The sequence below is a fragment of the Sphingomonas sp. genome (assembly GCF_032114135.1).
GTDB lineage: Bacteria > Pseudomonadota > Alphaproteobacteria > Sphingomonadales > Sphingomonadaceae > Sphingomonas.
In genome coordinates, this window is record NZ_DAMCTA010000001.1 from 834,326 (window position 1) to 854,947 (window position 20,622).

Below are 20,622 nucleotides of genomic sequence, written 5' to 3' on the forward strand. Positions count from 1 at the left end.
GATGTACGCCCCCGGGCCTTGCCATATCGAATCAAGCGCAGCTTCGGTGTGAGCGTGATCCCCTAGCGGTACCGCGAGGTGTTTAACGAGTTGGCGCGTGGACCCTCCGAAAAACACCGCATCCTGGTATCCCGGCCGCGACGACTGAGGGGCAACGCGCCCCAAAATCGAATCATTTGCGCGGGACGCCGCCGCCTTAGGGCATTCGATCCGCAAGTATCGGCACCAGCATTTCGATGAACGGCAGATCCGCGGGCGGCATCGGGAGGCCCCGCAGCGTCGCCATGTCTGCCCATAGGAGCGCCGAGGCGTGGCGGGGTTCGGGCCGGCCCTCCCAGCCATGCAGCCGGTACAGCAGCAGCACCAGATGCCGGTCGGCGAGCGGCTCGCTGGCGAAGGCGAGCGGCGAAAGCGCGGAAGGATCGACGGTGATCCCCAATTCCTCGTCCAGTTCGCGGGCAAGCGCGGCTTCGGGGCTTTCGCCCGGCTCGAGCTTGCCGCCGGGAAATTCCCATAAGCCGGCCAGCGCCGTGCCGTCGGGTCGCCGCTGCACCAGCACACGCCCGTTCTCGATCATCGCCGCTGCTACCACCAGCAGCACGGGCCGGGCCTCGCTAATCACTTCGCAACCAAATCCTGCCAGAATTCCCGGCGTTTATTGACTGAGATTGGTTATCGATGCGAGCCCTGATCCACGCCCTGCGTGCGCTTTCCCGAGCCGACCGCGGCGCCACCGCCGTCGAATACGGGCTGATCCTCGCGATGATCGTGCTGGCGATCGTTGGTTCGCTCAGCCTGTTCGGCAACAAGACGACGGCGATGTGGAACAACGTGTCGCAGCAGGTGCAGAACGTCGCACACTAGGCCGCGTACATCATTCGGTAAGCGTGTGATTTAGCTGCTTCTTAACCCCTCGCCACTAGGATCGGCTGGCCGCGTCGGAATCCCGACGGGCCGGTGTTTGAAGTTTCTGGGACGATGGAGACGGCTATGCTTAAGATTCGCAAGTTCATCAAGAATTCCAAGGCCGCCACGGCTATCGAGTACGGCCTGATCGCCGCGCTGATCGCCGTTGCCGCCATCGCCGCAATGCGCGGCCTGGGGACGAGCCTCAACAGCACCTTCACCAACGTCAGCTCGAACATGAACCCGTCATAAGCACAGGGTTCGAGGTTCCGGAGACGGCGGTGCTGCCGGGCATCGCCGTCCCGACGAAGCGCAGCCTGGGAGGCCGCGAGCGGTGATACGGCGCAAGCCGGTGGCGATCCGAGAGGATGCGACCGCCATCCGGCATCGCCCGATCACGGGTGCGGCGAAAACCGCGCTGCGGCGCCCGTGGCGGTACGAACGCAACGACGTCGAGACGCGGGCGATTTTCCGAAGGTTGCCAAGAGGGGCTGCGCATCGCGTCAGCCCCTTTCGCGTGTTCAGATCCGGCCCATCGCCAGGAACTTGGCGCGGCGGGCCTGACGCAGCGACTCCGGCGACATCGCCGCGAGGTCTGCCAGCGCCTTCTCGATCGCATCGCCTAGCGCCTGCACGGCCTGGCCTGGCGCACGATGTGCCCCGCCCAGCGGCTCGGGCACGATGCCGTCGATCACCTTGAGCTCGCGCAGGTGCTGCGCGGTGACCTTCATCGCCTCGGCCGCGTCGGCGGCCTTGTCGGCGGTGCGCCACAGGATCGAGGCGCAGCCCTCCGGCGAGATCACCGAATAGACCGCATGCTCCATCATCAGCACCTGGTTGCCCGCCGCCAGCGCCACTGCGCCGCCAGAGCCGCCCTCGCCGAGGATCGAGGCGACCAGCGGCACGCCGAGCGACAGGCAGGTCTCGGTCGAGCGGGCAATCGCCTCGGCCTGGCCGCGCTCCTCGGCCTGCACGCCGGGAAAGGCGCCCGAGGTGTCGACCAGCGTGATCACCGGGATGCCGAACCGGTCGGCGAGCTTCATCAGGCGGATCGCCTTGCGATAGCCCTCGGGCTTGCCCATGCCGAAATTATGCTTGAGCCGGCTGGCGGTGTCGTCGCCCTTCTCATGGCCAAGCACCATGACCCGGCGGCCGCGGAAGCGGCCGAGCCCGCCGATGATCGCATTGTCGTCGGCAAAGGCACGGTCGCCGCCGAGCGGCATGAAGTCCTCGATCAGCCCGGCGACATAATGCTTGAAGTGCGGGCGCTCGGGATGGCGGGCGACCTGCGTCTTCTGCCACGGCGTCAGCCTGGCATAGGTGTCGAGCAGCAGCTTGTCCGACTTGGCCTGGAGCGGGGCGATCTCAGCGGCAATGTCCACGTCGCCGTCATGGGCGGCGCTGCGCAGCTCGTCGATCTTGCCCTGGAGCTCGGCGATCGGCTTCTCGAAGTCGAGGAATGTCGTCATGCGCGCCGCGCTACCGGGCGCCGCGCTTCGCGTCAACGCGCGGGCGACTCCAATTCCTCCCCGGCACGGGGAGGGGGACCGCCGCCGGCGGCGGTGGTGGAGGGGCCGCGCAAGGCGCGGAGCGTGTCGAGCGCTCCGGATACCGCCGCGTGCCGCGGCCGCCCCTCCACCATGTGCTAGCGCACATGGTCCCCCTCCCCGTTCCGGGGAGGAATTCGCTTCTCCAGCGCCTCGCCGAGCGGGTGGCGCGCGTTGACGAGTTCGACCAGCCGGCGGCTGTCGACATGGGTGTAGATTTCGGTTGTCGCGATATCGGCATGGCCGAGCATCGCCTGAAGCGCGCGCAGGTCCGCCCCGCCCTCGAGCAGGTGGGTGGCGAAGGCGTGGCGGAGGACGTGCGGGCTCGCACGCTCGGGCGGGATGCCCGCCATCGCCGCCAGCGCGCGGACGATCTGGTAGAGGCGGACGCGGGTGAGATGCTTCTTGCCGGATGGGAACAGCCATGCGCTGTCCGGCGGCACCTGCCCTCGCCACAGCGCCACGGCGGCACGCGCGCGGTCGGAGATCGGCACCAGCCGCTCGCGCCCGCCCTTGCCCTTGAGGATCAGGAAGGGGCGGTCGGGATGGATCGCATTGCGGGGAAGCGAGACCAGCTCGGTCGCGCGCAGGCCCGAGCCGTAGAGCAGCTCGATCAGCGCGGCGAGCCGCAGGTCGAGCGGATCGGGCGGCACCCGCGCCTGGCGCTCGGCGATCGCGGCGAACATCGCGTCGACATCGCCGGTGCTGAGGATCTTGGGCAGCCGCCGCGCGGCGCCGGGGCGCGGGAGGGCGGCGCCGGGATCGTCGGCGCGGTGCCCCTCCTCCGCGAGGAAGGCGAAGAAGCGGCGCAGTGCCGAGGATTTGCGCGCCACCGTTGCGCGGGCGAGCTCGGACCAGCCGCCGGCGAGCCGCTCGATCTCGGTGCGCCCCGCCTGGGACAATTCACCGCCCAGTGCCTCGGAGGCCAGGCGCAAATCCGTGCCGTACGCCGCGATCGTGTTCGCCGCCGCGCCGGTCTCCGCGCGCAGCATCTCCAGGAAGCGCTCGATCAGGTCGCGATCGGCGCTCATTCGGCGCGCGTGACCGCCTCCACGGCGATCATCCGGGCATAGTTGGCCATTCCCGCCGCGCGCATCGCTGCGACGATGTGGTAGAGCGCCTCGGGGGTCACCTGGTCCCAGCGCGGCGACTGCATGCCGACGCCAGCCAGCAAGGCGACCATGCCGGGCTGGTTGGCAGCCCCCGCGCGGTCGATCGCCTGGGTCCAGGCGTTGACGCCGCCGATGCCGACCTTGATCGCCTCCGCACCGCGCTGCGCATCGCTGGGCGACAGACGCCCGAGCCCCGCCAGCCCCGCGAGCAGCATCGCCGCCTTGCGCGGGCTCGCGGCGCCAACATAGCGCTCGAAATCGCTATAGCCGATCGGCCCGCCCGCGTCCGCGAGCGCGAGCAGCGCCCAGCCCTCGCTGCCCGGCGCGACCACGCCGCGCCATTGCAACGCCGCCGAATCATAGCCGGCGGAGAGCATCGCGGCGATCAACCGATCGGGTTCGGCCGCATTCTTGTTCGCCGGGATCCAGGCGGCCGCCTTGGCGGTGAGCACCAGCCGGGCGTAGCGCAGCCGCGGGCTTTCGGCAGCGTCCCACAGGCTCTTCATCGCCTGCACGCGCTCGGCGGCCGAGCCGGTATAGGCGGCGCGCAGGTCGCGCACCGTCTTCTGCAGCGGATCGGGAACGTCGCTCGCCTGGTCGAGCTCGGCATATAGGTCGACCAGTGCCGCGTTGGACAGCACGCCCGCCGCCGCCGCCAGCTCGGCTGCGCCCGCACGGTTCACCGGCGACACCGCCGGCGACAGCGCCTGCCAGTAGCGGAACTCCGGCCCCACGGTGGCGAACAGATTGTCGGGGATATCCACCCCCCCCGCGGTCGCCATGCCGAAGCGCCAGGCGGAAAGCGCGGGCACGCCGACCCAGTCAATCGTCACCGCACGCCGCGAATCGGCACCCATCCCCACCACCTTGGTGGCGAGCAAGGTGTCGAGGTCGTTGCGCGGCTTGCCCTTACCCGCCGCATCGAGCCGCTGATCGGCCTCGCTAGGCTTGCCGGCGAGGCCCGCGCAGATCGCCTGCGCCAGCGCCCAGCCGCGATCGGGAAGGTTGGCCGCCGCATCGTCGACGATCGGGCAGACCGCGGCCGGATCGCCGGTCGCCAGCGCGACCTGCATCGCGACACGATCCAGCGCATTGGTATAGTCGTCGATATCGACATAGCTGACGAGGCCGCGCGCCGCGGTCGCCTCGCCCATGCGGAGCAGCAGCCAGGCGCGCTCGGCGGCATAGTCGGCGCCGTCCACGCCGCGCGGCGTATCCAGCGGCGACATCAGCGCACGGCGCAGCGCGATCGACACCCAGCGCGAGGCGACCGGCGCATCGAGCCTGCGCATCAGCGTCACCTGGGTGGCGCCCGCCACGTCGCCGAACGCATCGGCCGGGAACGGCGCATTGCCTGCGGCCAGGATGCCGATGCGGTTGAGCGGCCGGCGCACGCCCCTGGGCAGGTCATATTGCGACAGGTCGATCGCCGGCGCCACCGCGGCAACTGCGCTCGCGTTGCTCTCCTCGACGTCGAACGCGTCGGGCCCGAGATCGCCCCCCGAAAGCGCCCCGTCACCACTCGGCGACGGCGCTGCCGCCGGCGCTGCGCTAGACGTGGGGCTCGGGCTCGGGCGCGGCGAAGGCTGCGGTCGCGGCGCCGGCTGGTCGAAGCCGGGCGGCAACAGCGATTCGGGGGCTTTCTGCTGCTGGCTGAACGCCGGAACCCCGATCGCGGCGAACAGGGCTGCCGCGATCGCGAGGCGCGACGCCCTAGTTGGCGAGGTTTTCAAGCGCGACTGCCTTCTCCATGCGCACCGGCTCCTTGACGGTATTGCGGCCGGCCAGCGCGAACATGCCGCCCACCAGAACCACCAAAATCACGAGCAACACGACAAGCATACGCGGCATGAAAAACAGTCCAATCCTTGAGCGATACGGGCCTTTTGCCCGAGACGGTCCCTCGCTGTATAGCCCTTCGCACGATGTTACAAACGCATGCGCAACTGAACAGCTGGACCGGCAAGCCCATCGTACTCGTGGGGCTAATGGGTGCCGGCAAAACCACGGTAGGGCGCCGCCTTGCCCAGCGCCTGCGGCTTCCCTTCGTCGACGCCGATGCGGAAATCGAATCGGCGGCGGGGATGTCGGTCACCGACATCTTCGCCAAATTCGGCGAACCGCATTTCCGCGACGGCGAACGGCGGGTGATCGCGCGGCTGGTGGACGGCACGCCCAAGGTGATCGCCACCGGCGGCGGCGCGTTCATCAACGACGAGACGCGGGCGCTGATCCTAGACCAGGCAATCTCGATCTGGCTCGACGCCGCGCCGGCGGTGCTTGCCGATCGCGTGCGGCGGCGCGACACACGCCCGCTGCTGCGCGGCAAGGATCCGCTGGCGACGCTGACCGACCTCGCCAAGGTGCGAAACCCGTTTTATGCGCTTGCGCAGATCCGCGTCTCCAGCGTAGCCGCGCCCCACGAAACCACCGTCGAAGCGATCCTGAAGGCCCTGCGCAAGTGACCACCATCCCCGTCGCCCTGGGCGCACGCAGCTATGACGTGCGCATCGAACCCGGCTTGCTCGCGCGTGCCGGCGAAGTCCTCGCCCCGCTGTCGCGCGGTCGTGCGATGCCGATCATCACCGACGCCAATCTGTCGGCACATTGCCAGACGCTGGTGGCGAGCCTTGCCGCGGCGGGCGTGACCGCGCCGGTGCTGACGCTGCCCGCGGGCGAGAGCACCAAGAGCTGGGCGCAGCTCGAAGCGGTGACGGACTGGTTGCTCGCGCAAGGCGTGGTCCGCAGCGACCACGTCATCGCGCTGGGCGGCGGCGTGATCGGCGATCTCGTCGGCTTCGCAACGAGCATCCTCAAGCGCGGCTGCAACTTCGTCCAAGTGCCCACCACGCTGCTGGCGCAGGTCGACAGCTCGGTGGGCGGCAAGACTGCGATCAATTCCAAGGCGGGCAAGAATCTGATCGGCGCGTTCCACCAACCTTCGGTGGTGCTGATCGACCCGCAGGTCCTCGACAGCCTTCCCCAGCGCGAGCTGCGCGCGGGCTATGCCGAAGTCGCGAAATACGGGTTGATCGACGATGCCGGGTTCTTTGCCTGGTGCGAAACTAACGCCGCCGCGCTGTTCGCCGGCGATCCCGACGCGCGGGCACACGCGATCGGCCATTCGGTGGCGGCCAAGGCGCGGATCGTCGCGGCGGACGAGCGCGAGACCACCGGCACGCGGGCGCTGCTCAACCTTGGTCATACCTTCGGCCATGCGCTGGAAGCGGAGACCGGCTTTTCCGACAAGCTGCTCCACGGCGAGGCAGTGGCGGCGGGGATGGCGCTGGCTTTCGCCTTCTCGGCGCAGCAGGGCCTGTGTCCGGCGGAGGATGCCGCGCGGGTGGCGGCGCATCTGCGCTCGGTGGGGCTGCCGGACGGGCTGGCCGCGGCCGGCGTGACGGCGGACGGCGCGACGCTGGTCGGCCACATGCTCCACGACAAGAAGATGGAAGGCAGCACCCTGCCCTTCCTGCTCGCACGGGGCATCGGGCAGACCTATCTCGACAAGACGGTGGACCTGGCGAAGGTCGAGGCGTTCCTGGACGGGCAACGCACGTAAACTCCTCCCCGGCACGGGGAGGACGACCCGCAGCGGCTTGGTGGAGGGGCTGCTGCGCCAGCGGCGGGGTGCCCGCGGGTGGCGCCCGTACCGCGCCTGCCGGCGCGGCCCCTCCACCACGCGGCTACCGCCGCGCGGTCCCCCTCCCCGTGCCGGGGAGGAATTTAGCTGGCCCGCTCGATCACCGCGGTCACCAGCGCGATGCGTTCCACATCCGCATAGGCTGCCGTCTCCAGCTCCTCTCCGAACACGTCGGGGTCGATCTCCTCGTAGCGCAGCCGGCAGCTCTCCGCCGCGGCGAGCTGCACCAGCCGTTCACGGAGACCATCCGCCCCACGCACGATCGCGCTGCCGGTGTAGAGCAGGAACCGCCCGCCCGCCGCGAGGCGCGGGACGGCTTCGCATGCCATGGCCAGCGCCACGCCAGCGCCGTGCAGGTCGCCGCCGTCGCGATAGGCGCGACCAGCAGGGTCGATGATATAGGGCGGGTTGGCCAGCACCAGGTCCAGCGCACCGGCGATCCCCGAGAGATCCCCACCTTCCACGAACCGCGCCTCGACGCCCGCCGCCTGCGCATTCACCCGCGCCAGCCGTAGCGCTGCCGGGTTGATGTCGGTCATCACGATGTCGACGCGCGGGCAGCCATGCGCGGCGGCGATCGCCCCCGCACCGGCACCCGTGCCGATATCGACCAGGGTCGAGCCCTCCCGCTCCGGGCAGCGGCGAAGTTCGTCCGCGATGAAGCGCGCGAAGCGATAGCTGTCCGGGCCGAAGAACACCGCATGGGTATCGTCGGTCGGATAGGCGGAATGTACCAGCAGGTCGGGCCCGAGCGTCGAGACGCGGACCTTGCTCCGCAGAAGCGCGCCTGCCGCCTCGATCAGCCCGGCCGCCTCCAGCGCTTCCAGCAGCGATGCGTCGAGCAGGTCGCGCGCGAAGGGCAGGCTCCAGCCGAAGACGTCACGCAGGTCGGTCGCGCGCTGCCGATCCGCCCGGGCGAGCACCCGTGCATGGGTGGCGGGGGTGGGCGTAATGAAGGAATAGTCCTGCCGCTTGAGAGTGGCGATCAGGTCGCGCAGCACTGCCGCCGCGCCCTCCCTCGTCACCGGCCGCTCCGCCACCAGACTTTCCATGCGTACCCCCTGAAGTTGATCCCGCATCAACGTTACGGGTCCGTAGAGGGTCCGGGCCATCTGATTGATCCATGGCAACGTCTTGCCGCGTGCGGCTGCAGCGCCTAGCTCCTGATCATGCGCATTCTAGCTCTGGCCCTCGCCGCTTCGACCATGCTCGTCTCCCCCGCCCTCGCCCAGCAGACCGCACCCGCGCCGATCCTGACGACGCCCGAGGCGAAGGACGTGTGGACCCATGCGCGGCCGGAGGTCGCCCGCGTCACCCATGTCGCGCTGGACCTGCGCGCCGATTTCGCGACCAAGACGCTGTCCGGCACGGCGACGCTCGACATTCTCGCCGCATCCGGTGCGAGCGAGATCGTGCTCGATGACGACGGGCTGGTCATCGTCAAGGTGACCGACGCCGCCGGCAAGCCGCTGCCCTTCGCGGTCGGCGCAACCAAGCCCGATCTCGGGGCCCCGCTCACCGTGCAGTTGCACGGCGCGCGCAGGATCGTGCTCCATTATGCGACCGCGCCCGGTGCCTCGGCGCTGCAATGGCTCGCCCCTTCGCTCACCGCCGGCAAGAAAAAACCGTACTTGTTCAGCCAGGGCCAGCCGATCAACAACCGCAGCTGGATCCCCACCCAGGACAGCCCCGGCATCCGCCAGACCTGGTCCGCCACGCTCACCGTCCCCGCCGATCTCGTCGCGGTGGCGAGCGGCACGCGGCTCGACGGCGCCAAGGGCGTGCCGGCGGGCAAGGGCTGGCACAAGTTCCGCTTCCGGATGGACAAGCCGGTGCCGCCCTACCTGATCGCCTTCGCGGTGGGCGATCTCGCCTTCCAGCCGGTCGGCCCGCGCGCCGGCGTGTGGACCGAGCCCAGCATGCTCGCCGCCGCCGCCAAGGAAGTCGCCGATGTCGAGAAGATGATCGACGCGGCCCAGGCGCTCTACGGACCCTATCGCTGGGGCCGCTACGACATGCTCGTCCTGCCGCCGAGCTTCCCCTATGGCGGGATGGAGAATCCCACCCTCACCTTCCTGACCCCGACGATCCTCACCGGCGACCGCTCGAATGTCGATGTGGTGGCGCACGAACTGGCGCATAGCTGGTCGGGCAACCTCGTCACCAACGCGACCTGGTCGGACTCGTGGCTCAACGAAGGGTTCACCACCTATTTCGAGAACCGCATCATGGAGGCGGTCTACGGCAAGGAGCGCGCCGCGACCGACGCCGATCTCGAATGGGACGGCCTGCAGAAGGACATCGCCGATGCCGGCGGCATGGAAGCGCCGACCACCCGGCTCCACGGCGAGCCGGGCGCGACCTTCGGCCAGCTCGATTATTTCAAGGGCTCGACCTTCCTGCGCACGATCGAGCGCACGGTCGGCCGCGCGCGCTGGGACGCCTATCTGCGCGGCTATTTCGACCGCCACGCCTTCCAGCCGCAGACCACCGCCGGCTTCCTGGCGGACCTGCGCGCAAACCTGGTGAAGGGCGATGCCGGGCTGGAGGCCAATCTCCAGCTCGACAAATGGGCCTATGCCGCCGGGCTGCCGAACAATGCGGTGCACGTCCAGTCGGCGACGCTGAAGGCGGTCGATGCTGCGCTTGCGGCTGTGAATGCCGGCGGGCCGGTCTCCGCGGTGAATCCGCAGGGCTGGGCGACGCAGCAGTGGCTGCGTTTCCTCAACGGTCTCGACCGGAAGCAGACACCGGCGCGGCTGAAGGAGCTGGACGAGACGCTGGGGCTGTCGGCGTCGAACAACGCCTATGTCCGCTCGGCTTGGGGCGAGCTGGCGATCGCCAACCGCTATGATCCGGCCGTGCCGTCGATCGAAAAGCTGGTCGGCAGCGTCGGCCGTGGGCTGCTGATCTACCCGATCTACAAGGACCTGATGGCGCAGGGCGACTGGGGCACGCCGATCGCGCGGCGCTTCTACGCGGTCTCGAAGGCGAGCTACCACCCCACCATCGCGGCGGGCGTGGCCAAGATCGTCGGCGCGGACTGATCCCATGCCGCGCGGCGTCGCCAAGCGGGACCTCCCCACCAAGACCTGCCCGGTCTGCCAGCGCCCCTTCGCCTGGCGGAAGAAATGGGAGCGGGATTGGGAGAACGTGATCTACTGCTCGGATCGCTGCCGGCGGGAGGGGAAGTGAACCTTCGCTAAAGCCCCTCCCCTTCAGGGGAGGGGTTGGGTGGGGATCGAACTGGAAGCGAGTCCTTCACTAATCAATCATGCCCCACCCCCAACCCCTCCTCTGAAGGGGAGGGGCTTAGAAGTACGCTACTGATACCGCAGCGTCTTGCCGAACCCGGTGTTGGTCTTCGCCATCTTGCTCAGCTTGCGCAGATAGGCCTTTACCTCCCGCTCGAACCGTACGTCGTTACGTACCCCCGCGCGGTAGAAGTCGTCTTTCGCCAGCAACGCCTTGAGCGCCTCGCCCAGCCGTGCCTGGTCCTCGACTGCGTCGCTGTGGCGCAGCTGCTCGCACACCCATTCCTCGGCGGCGGCCTTGTCGTAATCATCTTCGCGATCGCGGCCATAGCGGTCGGCGACGTCCTGGTCGGAGCGCGCGGCCTTGATCCGCCGTTCGAGCCAGAGGCGGACCTGCGCCGGATCCCAGGGCGCCTGCATCTCGCTCATTCGACGACCTTCGTCGCGAGCGCCCAGGCCAGCCACAGCCAGCCGGCGATCAGCGCCGCCCCGCCGATCGGCGTCACCGCCCCCAGCCAGCGCGGCAGGCCCAGCGCCATCAGGTAGAGCGTGCCCGCGAAGACGAACCCGCCGCCCACGAACAACGCCGCCGGCCCCCGCGCGCCGAGCTGCAGCGCCACCAGCGCCGCCACCGCATGCACCAGCTGATACTGCCCGCCGGTCTTGAACCACTCGACCGCCTGCCCCTGCGCGCCATGCGCTCCGAAGGCCCCGGCCGCCACCGCCATCGCGCCCGAGAGCGCCGCCAGTATCGCGATCCAGTTCATGCGCCTGCTCCCCGATCAGCCATCACCGCGATCCTGCACCGCCGCCGTGGCGGCGGAGCCCTGACTGAACAGGCCGTCGCGCCCCGCATAGATGTCGCCGGTTTCCTTCTGCGCCTTGAGCCGGGCGATGTCGGTGCGGCGATATTCGGCCTCGGTGCGGTCGATCTCGGCGCCGTCGACCCCCACCGCGTCCATCGCCCGCCGCGCCATCACGATCGCGCTTTCCAGCACCTCGCGGACCACGCCGGAGAGCGGCGCGCCGTTGAGCTTCATCACGCTGCGACGGTCATAGGCGCGCACGAAGAGGCTCGCGTTGGGGAAGGCGGCGTGCACCCCCTCCACGACCTCGGTGTCCATCGCATCGCCGTCCTGGCAGAACAAAATCAGCTCGGCCTCGGCAGCACCCGCCTGGCGGAGCAGATCGGTACGCGTGCCGTCGCCATAATATACCTTCATGCCGAAGCTGCCCGCGGTCTCGATCATCTCGACGTCGCGGTCGATGATCGTCACCGGGATGCCTTGCGCGATCAGCATCTGCGCCACGGTCTGGCCAAAGCGGCCATAGCCGACAACCACGGCATTGGCGCCCTCCTGGCGCGGACCGTCCGGCACCGCGCCGGGCTTGGGAGGTTCGGCGCGAAGGCGCCTTGTCGCCATCATCAGGAACGGCGTCGTGGCCATCGATACGGTGACGATTGCGCTGAACACGCTGGCGGCCTGCGGCTCGATCAGCAGCGCCTTCTGCGCCTGGGCGAACAGCACGAAGCCGAACTCACCACCCTGGGACAACAGCACGCCAAGCGCGAAGGCACCCCGCGGCTTCATCCCGAAGACCAGCGCGAGCCCCATGATCAGCGCCGCCTTGGCCGCGATCAGCGCCAGCGCCATGCCCGCGACGAAGAAGGGCCGCTCGGCAATCGCGTGCAGATCGAGCGTCATGCCCACCGCGACGAAGAACAGCCCGAGCAGGATCGCGCGGAACGGCTCGACATCCGCTTCGATCTCATGCCGGAAGGGCGAATCCGCCAGCATCACGCCGGCGATGAACGCGCCCAGCGCGGCGGAGAGGCCGAGCGCCTCCATCACCGCGGCGCTGGCGATTACCGTCAGGAGCCCCGCGAAGACGAACATCTCGCGCTCGTCGAGATTGCCGATCAGGCGGAACAGCGGCCGCAACAGGAAGCGCCCCGCCACCACCAGCCCGACGATCGCGCCGACGGTGTAGAGGCCCAGCAGCCAGCCCGGCGGTCCACCCTGGTCGGCCGGGTTGCGCGACAAGGCGGCGACAATGGTGATCAGCGGCACGATCGACAGATCCTGGAACAGCAGGATCGCAAAGGCGCGCTCGCCGAAGGGCGTGCGCAAGCGGCCGGCGGATTGCAGCAGCGGCAGCACCTGCGCGGTCGAGGACAGCCCCATCGGCAGCCCCAGCGCCAGCGCGGCGGCGATCGTGGAGCCGGTCACCAACCAGACGATCCCCGCGATCGCGATGCCGCACAGCGCCACCTGCAGGAAGCCGAGGCCGAAGATGTCGCGCCGCATCCGCCACAGCCGCGACGGGCTCAGCTCGAGCCCGACAAGGAACAGCAGGAGCGCGATGCCGAGCTCGGCAATGCCCATCTTGCCCTCGGCGTCGCCGACCAGTCGCAGCACGTGCGGGCCGACCAGCGCACCCGCGACGAGAAAGCCCAGCGTGGCACCGAGGCCGAGTCGTCGGAACAACAGCACGAAGAACAGCGCGAAGCCGAGCATCGGCACCGCATCGGCGAGGATCGAACCGTCCGAACCATGTTCCATCAAACCCGCGCCTCCGCCGCCTGTGCCGCCGCTTCGGCCGCGGCCTCGAAGGCGAGCCGGATCGAGGCGTGGCGGCCGCGATGCGGCAGCGCGGGGACGAACAATGCCATGCCGGGCCAGTCGGGCGGCGCATCGCGCTCGCCGGCGAGCCAGGCGGTGAGCTGGTCGCGCGCGGTGGCGATCTCGGCGGGGGTACGACCGAGCACCGCCTCCCCCATCAATGCCGCCGATGCCTGTCCCAGCGCGCACGCGCGGACCAGCATCCCGACCTCGGCAACCGTGCCGGTTTCGTCGATGGCGATGTCGACCGTCACCCGGCTGCCGCACACCGGCGAACGCTTCTCCGACGTACCGCCGGGCTGCGCCAGCCGTTCGTGATGCGGGATCGCGGCTGCGAGGCGCAGGATTTCCATATTGTAGAGCGGGGCGTTCATGCCCTTTGATCTAGGGTAGCCGTCCCGCAGTTGCGAGCGCCAATTGCCCGCCCTTCGTATGGGTTGCGCCGTTGATCCTCCCCGGTACGGCCAGGATCAGTCAGGCTTGCGGCGACGAGGGCGGTCCTCGTTCGACGTCGTTGATGCGTCCACGCTCGCATTGTCCCCACCGAACACCGGCTCACCCTTGCGGCGGCGGTCGACGAAATCGCCGATCGCCGCGCTGGTGGTGTCGAGCAGCGGATAGGTGACCGACTTGGTGATCCATTTCGGGCGGTGCGCCCGCCCGCCCTCGAAGGTGTCGAGCACCAGCATCAGCACCAGGAAGCCCATGCTGACCAGGATCAGCCCCTTGGCGACGCCGAAGCCGACGCCCAGCGCCCGGTCGATCGGCCCCAGCACCGAGTTGCGCATCTGCCCGCCCAGCGTGTTGGCGATCAGCCGCCCGCCGAAATAGCTGACCCCGGCAAGCAGCGCGAAGGCGAGCACCGCCGCCCCGCCTGCGGTACCGATCATCGGCGCGAGCAGTGCGGTGAAGCCGGCATGGAAGAACTTCACCGCCACCACCACGAGTATCCATGCGAGGAACGCCAGCACCTCGGTGGTGAAGCCGCGCAGGAAGCCGAGGATCGCCGCGCCGGCGATGATGAGAAGCGTGACGATGTCGAGCCCGGTCATGCCCGCTCCATAGCAGCGTGGAGCATCGGGAAAAGAGGCCGCGTGCGACAGCCCGCGCAGCACCACCCGTTCCCTTTTCGTTTCCATCGCGCTACAGGCTGGCCATGGCAAAACTCCAGAAGCGCTATGTGTGCCAGGCCTGCGGCTCGGCGACCTCGAAATGGGCGGGGCAATGCGCCGATTGCGCGGAATGGAACACGCTGGTCGAGGAAGCCTCGGGTCCTGCCACGCCGTTCCAGGCCAAGCATCACCTGCAAACGGGCGGGCGGATGATCCTGCTCTCGGGGCTCGACGCCGAAGTCGCGCTGCCCGAGCGGATGCCGAGCGGCATCGCCGAGTTCGATCGCGCGCTGGGCGGCGGCTTCGTCGAAGGCTCGGCGACGCTGATCGGCGGCGATCCCGGCATCGGCAAGTCGACCCTGCTGCTCCAGGCAGCCGCCAAGATCGCCAGCCGAGGATTGTCGGTGGCCTATGTCTCGGGCGAGGAAGCGGCGGACCAGGTGCGGCTGCGCGCGCGACGACTCGGCCTTGGCCAGGCGCCGGTGCAGCTCGCCGCCGCCACCTCGGTGCGCGACATCCTGACGACGCTGAGCATGACCACCCCGCCCGGCCTGCTCATCATCGATTCGATCCAGACGATGCATTCGGACCTGATCGAAGGCGCGCCGGGCACCGTGAGCCAGGTCCGCGCCAGCGCGCAGGAGCTGATCCGCTTCGCCAAGGAGCGCGGCACCGCGCTGGTGATGGTGGGCCATGTCACCAAGGACGGGTCGATCGCGGGCCCGCGCGTGCTCGAGCATATGGTCGATACGGTGCTCGCCTTCGAAGGTGAACGCAGCCACCTCTACCGCATCCTGCGCGCGGTGAAGAACCGGTTCGGCGGCACCGACGAGATCGGCGTCTTCTCGATGCAGACCGAAGGACTGGCGGAAGTCGCCAATCCCTCCTCGCTGTTCCTCACCCAGCGCGACGAGAACGTCACCGGCACCGTCGTCTTCCCCGCGCTGGAGGGGACGCGGCCGGTGCTGGTCGAGGTTCAGGCGCTTACCGTTCGACTCGCCTCGGGCGCGACGCCGCGGCGATCGGTCGTCGGCTGGGATTCGCCGCGGCTGTCGATGGTGCTGGCGGTGCTGGAGGCGCGCTGCGGGCTCAGCTTTTCGGCGTGCGAAGTCTATCTCAACATCGCCGGCGGTTATCGCATCCAGGACCCGGCCGCGGATCTTGCGGTGGCGGCAGCGCTCGTATCTGCGCTGTCGGAGCGGCCGATCCCCGCCGATGCGGTGGTTTTTGGGGAAATCGCCCTCTCTGGCGAGGTCCGCCCGGTCGCCCATGCCGGCCTGCGGATGCGCGAATCCGCCAAATTGGGCTTCGAACGCGCGCTGGCCCCAGCGGCGCCGCACGCAAAGGCTGGCGAACCGCTGCCATTGCGTGTATCCGATTACAAGAATCTCAACAGCTTAGTCGATCAGCTCTTGGGGAAATAGCTCCATATCTGCACGAATATGTAAATATGCTGGTGCGGGCGGGGCCGTTTTGATACAGTCGGGACGAGATCCGCGAAGTGCCTCGGCGTTAAGTATTGTCGCGGCCGACGGCGGGAACTATTTGTGTATAGCCAGGTTTTATTTCGTTAATACATGCGATGCTTGCGATATAGTTAAGGGGGCTTTTCGCGAGTGCGAGCAAGAGGGGGTGGGAGCAGTAACTTGAAGACAGGGAAGGACATCTTACGGTCACGCGCGGTTCGCCGCCTGAGCGCGTCTGCTGCGACCATTTCGCTTCTTTCGGCTACCTCTGCCGGAATTGCGGTGCCGACGGTTGCCGCTGCGGTGCAAGAGGCATCGAAGGCGCTGTCGGTATTGTCCGCTCGGTCGCCGGGCGTGCGCGAGGCGGGCGCCCACAGCCTTAAGGGCAAGCGCAAATATAGCGGTGTGGCGAAGCACAGTCCGCGGAATGCGTTGACGCCCGATTCGCTCGCCAACAACGGCGTCGCGTATCCGAAGGCCTTTGATCTTTCCGCCGATCAGGCGCCGATCCCTGCATCCCTGCCGCTACCGTCGGACACGCCGTTGATCGACGTTGCCGGGTTGCCCTCCAGCTTTGATTCTGTGTCGCCATTTGCGGACGTCGTCCCGGTACGGGGGCCGGGCAATTTCACCGGCAATTCGATCGTGCCGGGGGGCGGCGGAGGCGGTGGTGGCGGTGGTGCCCCGCCGATTGGCATCGGCACGCCGACGCCCACGCCCACCCCGACGGCCTCGCCGACTCCGACACCCACGCCGCCGCCTCCGCCGACGCCAACGCCAACGCCGACCCCGCCGGCGGTACCCGAGCCGGCCGAATGGCTGATGCTGGTCACTGCGTTCGGGCTGATCGGTGCCGAGATGCGGCGACGGAACCGGATCGAAGCCAAGGCCTGATGCGCGCCCGATCGCAGCTCGGCATCTGGATTTCGCTGGGTGCGGCGTCGCTGCTGCTGGTGACGCTTGCCGCGAAGGCGTTCGTTCCGCGCTACGTGCAGCAGGGTGGCGGCACGGGCCGAATGATCACGCCCGCGGATACCGATCGTATCCGGTTTTCCGACGGGGACCAGCAGCAATTGCGGATCGGCGATGGCAGCACGCGCGTGATCCGTAGCCTGTTACGGTTGCCGGATCGCATGCAGTTTGGCGAGTTCGCCTGGAACGATCACGGCGTTCCCCCGGGGAGGATCTGGCTGCGCATCGATCTGACGCGTCAGATCCTCTCGGTGTTTCGTGGCGAGGACGAAATCGCCACCAGCGTCATCCTGTACGGCCAGGACGCGACGCCTACCCCGATCGGTAATTTTCCGATCCGGGGGATGGAGAAGAACCATCGCTCGAACGCCTATGACGCGATGATGCCCTACACGCTGTGGCTGACCGGCGACGGCGTTGCGATCCATGGCAGCAATGTCCGCCAGGGATTGGCGACGCATGGCTGCATCGGCGTGCCGCAGGATTTCGCCCAGCGGCTGTTCGGCGTGGTCAAGCGCGGCGATCTGGTGACGGTGGTGCGCTGACCGCTGCGCGCGCGACTCGTGGCATCGGATGCAGCGTGCTGCACGCCTGCAGCTTCAACAGTATGGCGGGGCGCTTTAGCAGGTTAGCGAAGGGGGGACTGGGGACACGAGCATGATCCCGCTGGTGCGCACGCATCGTGGCCGGCGGGGATGCGCAGCCAGGGGCCGGACGCGAAACCGCATCCTCCTTTGCCTTCGATTCTTTTCGGCCGGGACTGAAGCGCCGCGCAAACACTATGGGCAGCGCCCGTCTCGGAACAGCCGTCGCTCTTGGCGAAGGCCGACTGCATCCTCGGTGGGTCGCCCGGCTCCAGGAACGGGCCACGTACACCGACACGCCCGCGCCGGGGTATAGCCGCGTGTGGTAGATGGGCCCGCGGCCGGTACGTGGCGCCGCGGCCCCCGCGCTACCGGTTCTCGTTCTGCGCCAGCGTGGCGTAGACCGACATGCCATTGCGGGTGCGGCTGACATCGATCACGCACATATGGCCATAGGCGCTGTGACTGCCGCAACCGACGCCGGCATAGCGCAGTTCGCGGTTGAACAGCAGCTCGCGGTGGCCACGATCGGGCACGCCATCGTCGATCACCAGTTGCCGCACCACCGCGTCGGCATTGTCATAGCCATAGGAGATATCCTCCCCCACCAGTCGGCCGCCGCCGCGGCGCTGCACGCGGTCACCGGGCGATGCGCCGTCGGGCGAGAAGTGTCCGCGGGTGCCGAGCGCACCTTGCATCACGGCGTGATCCCGGGCCGCCAGGCCGAGCAGCTCGGCCCGGCTCAGCGGCGGCAGCGGGGCCTGCTGCTGGAGAAACGCGATGGCTTCGTCGACGGCATCCGCCCCCTCCTGCGTGATCAGCCCGCGCGGCTGCCCCGGCAGATACAGCGTGTTGCCGTGGAAATGCGGCCGCAACTGTCGGAGACGGTCGGCATAGGCAGCAGGATTTTCGCGGAGGTGGTTGATACGGTCCAGCACCTGCTCCTCGAGACTGGGTCGATCGTTGGCCGCACAGAGCAGTAACGCCCCCACGGACAAGATACCACAACAGGATACGCGCACAGAAACCACACCGGACTCCGCACCAACCGGCCGTTGTCAGCCGAACAAGTGCGGTTCTTCTGGTGCACATGGTGGAAATATCCGGTTCAACACTTTGGTTATCGGGTACGGATAAGCGCTTGTTAACTAGAGGGTGCTTGCCTTTTACGGCTCATTAGGAAGATCGTTACGGGGATCGACGAATCCCCAAAACGCGTCAAAAATGCCGTCGCGCTGGTCCTCCAGCGCGTGGGCTGGCACAGGTTGCGGCATGTCGGCACCGATCCTTACCCCGCTCCAGCCCCGCCACCTCCCCCAGGCGCTGACACTGCAAGCACAGGTCTATCCCGCATTCCTCGTCGAGCCCGAGCCCGCCTTCGCCAGCCGACTCGATGTGGCTGCGCCGTTCAACCTGGCGGCCGAGCGCGACGGCACGCTCCTTGCCTATCTGCTGGCGCATGGATGGACGCGGGAGTCGCCGCCGCCGGTGGGCGCGGTGCTCGACCGGACGACGACAGGCGATACGCTGTACCTGCACGATCTGGCCGTTGCGGATGTCGCGCGCGGCACGGGCATTGGCCGCATGCTGGTCGAAGCCGCGTTCGTGGATGCCGTCGCAGCGGGAATCACACGGGCCGAACTGATCGCCGTGGAAGGCGCCGGGGACTATTGGCGGCGGCTGGGCTTCCAGCCGGGCGCCGCGTCCCCCACCCTCGCCGCGACGGTCGCGCACTATGGGCCCACCGCCCGGTGGATGTGGCGCAGTTTGTAAGTCGCCACCCGTAGATTTGGCACTGGGGCGCCGCTAGGCTGCAACGACCATCACTTCCGGGGGGACCCTTTTCTTGCGCCACCGCACCCTGATCGCCGCATCCGTCGCCGCCCTGCTCCTTGCCCCGCAGGCACAAGCGCAGGACAAGAAGGCCGACGCCGCCGCCGAAAAGAGCGACGACAAGGCCGACAAGGCCGACCTCCCGCCGCTGCCCGACGACAAGACCATCGCGCAGACTGCGATGATCGGCGGCAAGCCCATCCGCTACCAGGCGACGATCGGCAAGCTGCCGGTCCATGACGCCAAGGGGAAGAAGATCGGCGAGGTGGTCTATACCGCCTATGTCGTGCCCGGCGCCGGCGCGCAGCGGCCGGTGACCTTCGCGTTCAACGGCGGCCCCGGCGCCTCGTCGGTCTATCTCAATCTGGGTGCGGTGGGGCCCAAGCGCGTGCAGTTCGGCGACAAGGGCGATTCGCCGTCCGATGCGCCGCTGCTCATCGACAATCCCGCCAGTTGGCTCGACATGACCGACCTGGTGTTCATCGATCCCGTCGGCACGGGCTTCAGCCGCAGCCTGATCGACGAGGAGGCGACCAAGAAGGCCTTCTACGCCAACGAGCCCGACATCAAATATCTGTCGCGCATCGTCTATGACTGGCTGGTCAAGAGCGAGCGGCTGCGCTCGCCCAAGTTCGTGATGGGGGAAAGCTATGGCGGCTATCGCGCGCCGCGCATCGCCTATGAACTGCAGACCCAGCTGGGTGTGGGCGTGAACGGCATCGTGATGGTCTCGCCCTATCTGGACCCGGCCGCGACCGCCGGATCGGACGCGCTGTCACCGCTGCCCTGGATGATCACCCTGCCCTCGATGGCGGCCGGGCATCTCGAGCGTACCGGCAAGCTGACTCCGCAGGCGATGGCGAGTGTCGAGGCCTATACGCGGGGTAGCTTCGCCACCGACCTGCTCGCCGGCCGTTCGGATCCGCAGGCGACCGCGCGGCTGGGCGACAGGGTGACCGAACTGACCGGTCTTGATCCGAAGCTCGTCCGCCGCCTCGACGGGCGAATCGACGAAGGCACCTATCTACGCGAGGTCCATCGCGACGACGGCAAGATCGGCAGCGTCTATGATTCGAATGTCGATGCGTTCGACCCCTTCCCCAACGCCGCCGAGCGCAAGTCGGGCGATCCGATCCTGGAGGGCATCATCGCGCCCACGACCAGCGCGATGGTCGACTTCATCACCCGCGAGGTGGGCTGGAAGACGAGCGCGCGCTACAACGCGCTGTCCTTCTCGGTAAACTCGGCCTGGGACCGCGGCACGCCGGACGACGCCCCGGTGAGCGACCTGCGCAAGGCGGTGGCGAACGACCCCAAGATGGGGGTGCTGATCGTTCATGGCTATAACGACCTGTCCTGCCCCTATTTCGGATCGAGGCTGATCATCGATCAGATGCCGCGCTTCGGCGTGGAGCAGCGGGTGAAGCTGGGGGTCTATCCCGGCGGGCACATGTTCTACTCACGCAAGGCCAGTGCCGAGGCGTTCAAGGCCGATGCACGGGTGCTGTATACGCGGTGAGATCTGTACGTAGCGCGAGATTTCTCAAGCCCCTCCCCTTCAGGGGAGGG

Annotated in this window: 23 protein-coding genes; 11 read left to right on the forward strand and 12 right to left on the reverse strand. The window is 68.3% G+C overall.

The window, feature by feature from the left end; translation table 11 throughout:
* Positions 1-196 precede the first annotated feature (196 nt).
* Complete coding sequence (locus tag RT655_RS03980) at positions 197-577, reverse strand: (deoxy)nucleoside triphosphate pyrophosphohydrolase (RefSeq protein ID WP_313536896.1); 381 nt, start codon at positions 575-577, stop codon at positions 197-199.
* Positions 578-678: 101 nt separating this feature from the next.
* Here RT655_RS03980 and RT655_RS03985 point away from each other — a divergent pair, with 101 nt between their 5' ends.
* Both RT655_RS03985 and RT655_RS03990 read left to right on the forward strand, forming a co-directional pair.
* The gene (locus RT655_RS03985) at positions 679-864 is read left to right on the forward strand and encodes a Flp family type IVb pilin (protein ID WP_313535097.1); all 186 of its coding nucleotides are present in this window, start codon (positions 679-681) and stop codon (positions 862-864) included.
* Between the two features lie 126 nt (positions 865-990).
* Positions 991-1,158: a Flp family type IVb pilin gene (locus RT655_RS03990; protein ID WP_313535098.1), complete on the forward strand. Its 168-nt coding sequence runs from the start codon at positions 991-993 to the stop codon at positions 1,156-1,158.
* Between the two features lie 269 nt (positions 1,159-1,427).
* Here RT655_RS03990 and RT655_RS03995 read toward each other — a convergent pair whose 3' ends face one another.
* The 4 genes from RT655_RS03995 to RT655_RS04010 form a co-directional block, all read right to left on the reverse strand.
* On the reverse strand, positions 1,428-2,375 hold the full coding sequence (locus RT655_RS03995; RefSeq protein WP_313535099.1) for an acetyl-CoA carboxylase carboxyltransferase subunit alpha: 948 nt from the start codon (positions 2,373-2,375) through the stop codon (positions 1,428-1,430).
* Positions 2,376-2,551: 176 nt separating this feature from the next.
* Positions 2,552-3,484, reverse strand: coding sequence for a tyrosine-type recombinase/integrase (locus tag RT655_RS04000; RefSeq protein WP_313535100.1), 933 nt, complete (start codon positions 3,482-3,484; stop codon positions 2,552-2,554).
* Positions 3,481-5,298 carry a hypothetical protein gene (locus tag RT655_RS04005; protein WP_313535101.1) on the reverse strand — a complete coding sequence of 606 codons (1,818 nt, stop codon included), beginning with the start codon at positions 5,296-5,298 and terminating at the stop codon, positions 3,481-3,483. Before RT655_RS04005 ends, RT655_RS04000 begins: the two co-directional genes overlap by 4 nt.
* Positions 5,279-5,416 (reverse strand): hypothetical protein, encoded by a 138-nt coding sequence (locus RT655_RS04010; protein WP_164521922.1) that lies wholly within the window; start codon positions 5,414-5,416, stop codon positions 5,279-5,281. Before RT655_RS04010 ends, RT655_RS04005 begins: the two co-directional genes overlap by 20 nt.
* Before the next feature lie 74 nt (positions 5,417-5,490).
* Between RT655_RS04010 and RT655_RS04015 the strand changes: the two genes are divergently transcribed.
* Both RT655_RS04015 and aroB read left to right on the forward strand, forming a co-directional pair.
* Positions 5,491-6,030 (forward strand): shikimate kinase, encoded by a 540-nt coding sequence (locus RT655_RS04015; RefSeq protein ID WP_313535102.1) that lies wholly within the window; start codon positions 5,491-5,493, stop codon positions 6,028-6,030.
* Positions 6,027-7,127 carry a 3-dehydroquinate synthase gene (gene aroB, locus RT655_RS04020; RefSeq protein WP_313535103.1) on the forward strand — a complete coding sequence of 367 codons (1,101 nt, stop codon included), beginning with the start codon at positions 6,027-6,029 and terminating at the stop codon, positions 7,125-7,127. Before RT655_RS04015 ends, aroB begins: the two co-directional genes overlap by 4 nt.
* A gap of 164 nt (positions 7,128-7,291) precedes the next feature.
* Here aroB and RT655_RS04025 read toward each other — a convergent pair whose 3' ends face one another.
* On the reverse strand, positions 7,292-8,260 hold the full coding sequence (locus RT655_RS04025; RefSeq protein WP_313535104.1) for a methyltransferase: 969 nt from the start codon (positions 8,258-8,260) through the stop codon (positions 7,292-7,294).
* Positions 8,261-8,377: 117 nt separating this feature from the next.
* Here RT655_RS04025 and RT655_RS04030 point away from each other — a divergent pair, with 117 nt between their 5' ends.
* Both RT655_RS04030 and RT655_RS04035 read left to right on the forward strand, forming a co-directional pair.
* Complete coding sequence (locus tag RT655_RS04030; protein ID WP_313535105.1) at positions 8,378-10,255, forward strand: M1 family metallopeptidase; 1,878 nt, start codon at positions 8,378-8,380, stop codon at positions 10,253-10,255.
* Positions 10,256-10,259: 4 nt separating this feature from the next.
* Positions 10,260-10,403 carry a DUF2256 domain-containing protein gene (locus tag RT655_RS04035; protein ID WP_313535106.1) on the forward strand — a complete coding sequence of 48 codons (144 nt, stop codon included), beginning with the start codon at positions 10,260-10,262 and terminating at the stop codon, positions 10,401-10,403.
* Positions 10,404-10,531: 128 nt separating this feature from the next.
* Here RT655_RS04035 and RT655_RS04040 read toward each other — a convergent pair whose 3' ends face one another.
* The 5 genes from RT655_RS04040 to RT655_RS04060 form a co-directional block, all read right to left on the reverse strand.
* Positions 10,532-10,891 carry a hypothetical protein gene (locus RT655_RS04040; protein ID WP_313535107.1) on the reverse strand — a complete coding sequence of 120 codons (360 nt, stop codon included), beginning with the start codon at positions 10,889-10,891 and terminating at the stop codon, positions 10,532-10,534.
* A complete protein-coding gene (locus RT655_RS04045; protein ID WP_313535109.1) occupies positions 10,888-11,229 on the reverse strand; it encodes a DUF423 domain-containing protein in 342 nt (113 codons plus the stop codon). The genes RT655_RS04040 and RT655_RS04045 overlap by 4 nt, the downstream gene beginning before the upstream one ends.
* A 15-nt stretch (positions 11,230-11,244) precedes the next feature.
* The gene (locus tag RT655_RS04050; protein WP_313535110.1) at positions 11,245-13,026 is read right to left on the reverse strand and encodes a cation:proton antiporter; all 1,782 of its coding nucleotides are present in this window, start codon (positions 13,024-13,026) and stop codon (positions 11,245-11,247) included.
* Positions 13,026-13,460: an iron-sulfur cluster assembly scaffold protein gene (locus tag RT655_RS04055; protein WP_313535111.1), complete on the reverse strand. Its 435-nt coding sequence runs from the start codon at positions 13,458-13,460 to the stop codon at positions 13,026-13,028. The genes RT655_RS04050 and RT655_RS04055 overlap by 1 nt, the downstream gene beginning before the upstream one ends.
* Before the next feature lie 96 nt (positions 13,461-13,556).
* On the reverse strand, positions 13,557-14,138 hold the full coding sequence (locus RT655_RS04060; protein WP_313535112.1) for a CvpA family protein: 582 nt from the start codon (positions 14,136-14,138) through the stop codon (positions 13,557-13,559).
* A 104-nt stretch (positions 14,139-14,242) separates the two neighbouring features.
* On the opposite strand from RT655_RS04060, the gene radA reads away from it, so the two are divergent.
* From radA to RT655_RS04075, 3 genes are all read left to right on the forward strand, one after another.
* Positions 14,243-15,622, forward strand: coding sequence for a DNA repair protein RadA (radA, locus tag RT655_RS04065; RefSeq protein WP_313535113.1), 1,380 nt, complete (start codon positions 14,243-14,245; stop codon positions 15,620-15,622).
* Between the two features lie 324 nt (positions 15,623-15,946).
* Positions 15,947-16,558 (forward strand): hypothetical protein, encoded by a 612-nt coding sequence (locus RT655_RS04070; protein ID WP_313535114.1) that lies wholly within the window; start codon positions 15,947-15,949, stop codon positions 16,556-16,558.
* The gene (locus RT655_RS04075) at positions 16,558-17,181 is read left to right on the forward strand and encodes a L,D-transpeptidase family protein (protein WP_313535115.1); all 624 of its coding nucleotides are present in this window, start codon (positions 16,558-16,560) and stop codon (positions 17,179-17,181) included. The genes RT655_RS04070 and RT655_RS04075 overlap by 1 nt, the downstream gene beginning before the upstream one ends.
* A 407-nt stretch (positions 17,182-17,588) precedes the next feature.
* Here the strand turns inward: RT655_RS04075 and RT655_RS04080 are convergent, their stop codons facing one another.
* Positions 17,589-18,158, reverse strand: a complete 570-nt coding sequence (locus RT655_RS04080; protein WP_313535116.1) for a CAP domain-containing protein — start codon at positions 18,156-18,158, stop codon at positions 17,589-17,591.
* A 334-nt stretch (positions 18,159-18,492) separates the two neighbouring features.
* Here RT655_RS04080 and RT655_RS04085 point away from each other — a divergent pair, with 334 nt between their 5' ends.
* Positions 18,493-18,993 carry a GNAT family N-acetyltransferase gene (locus RT655_RS04085; protein ID WP_313535117.1) on the forward strand — a complete coding sequence of 167 codons (501 nt, stop codon included), beginning with the start codon at positions 18,493-18,495 and terminating at the stop codon, positions 18,991-18,993.
* 73 nt (positions 18,994-19,066) lie between these two features.
* Entirely contained in the window at positions 19,067-20,572 is a 1,506-nt protein-coding gene (locus RT655_RS04090) for a S10 family serine carboxypeptidase-like protein (protein WP_313535118.1), read from the forward strand.
* Positions 20,573-20,622: the final 50 nt, after the last annotated feature.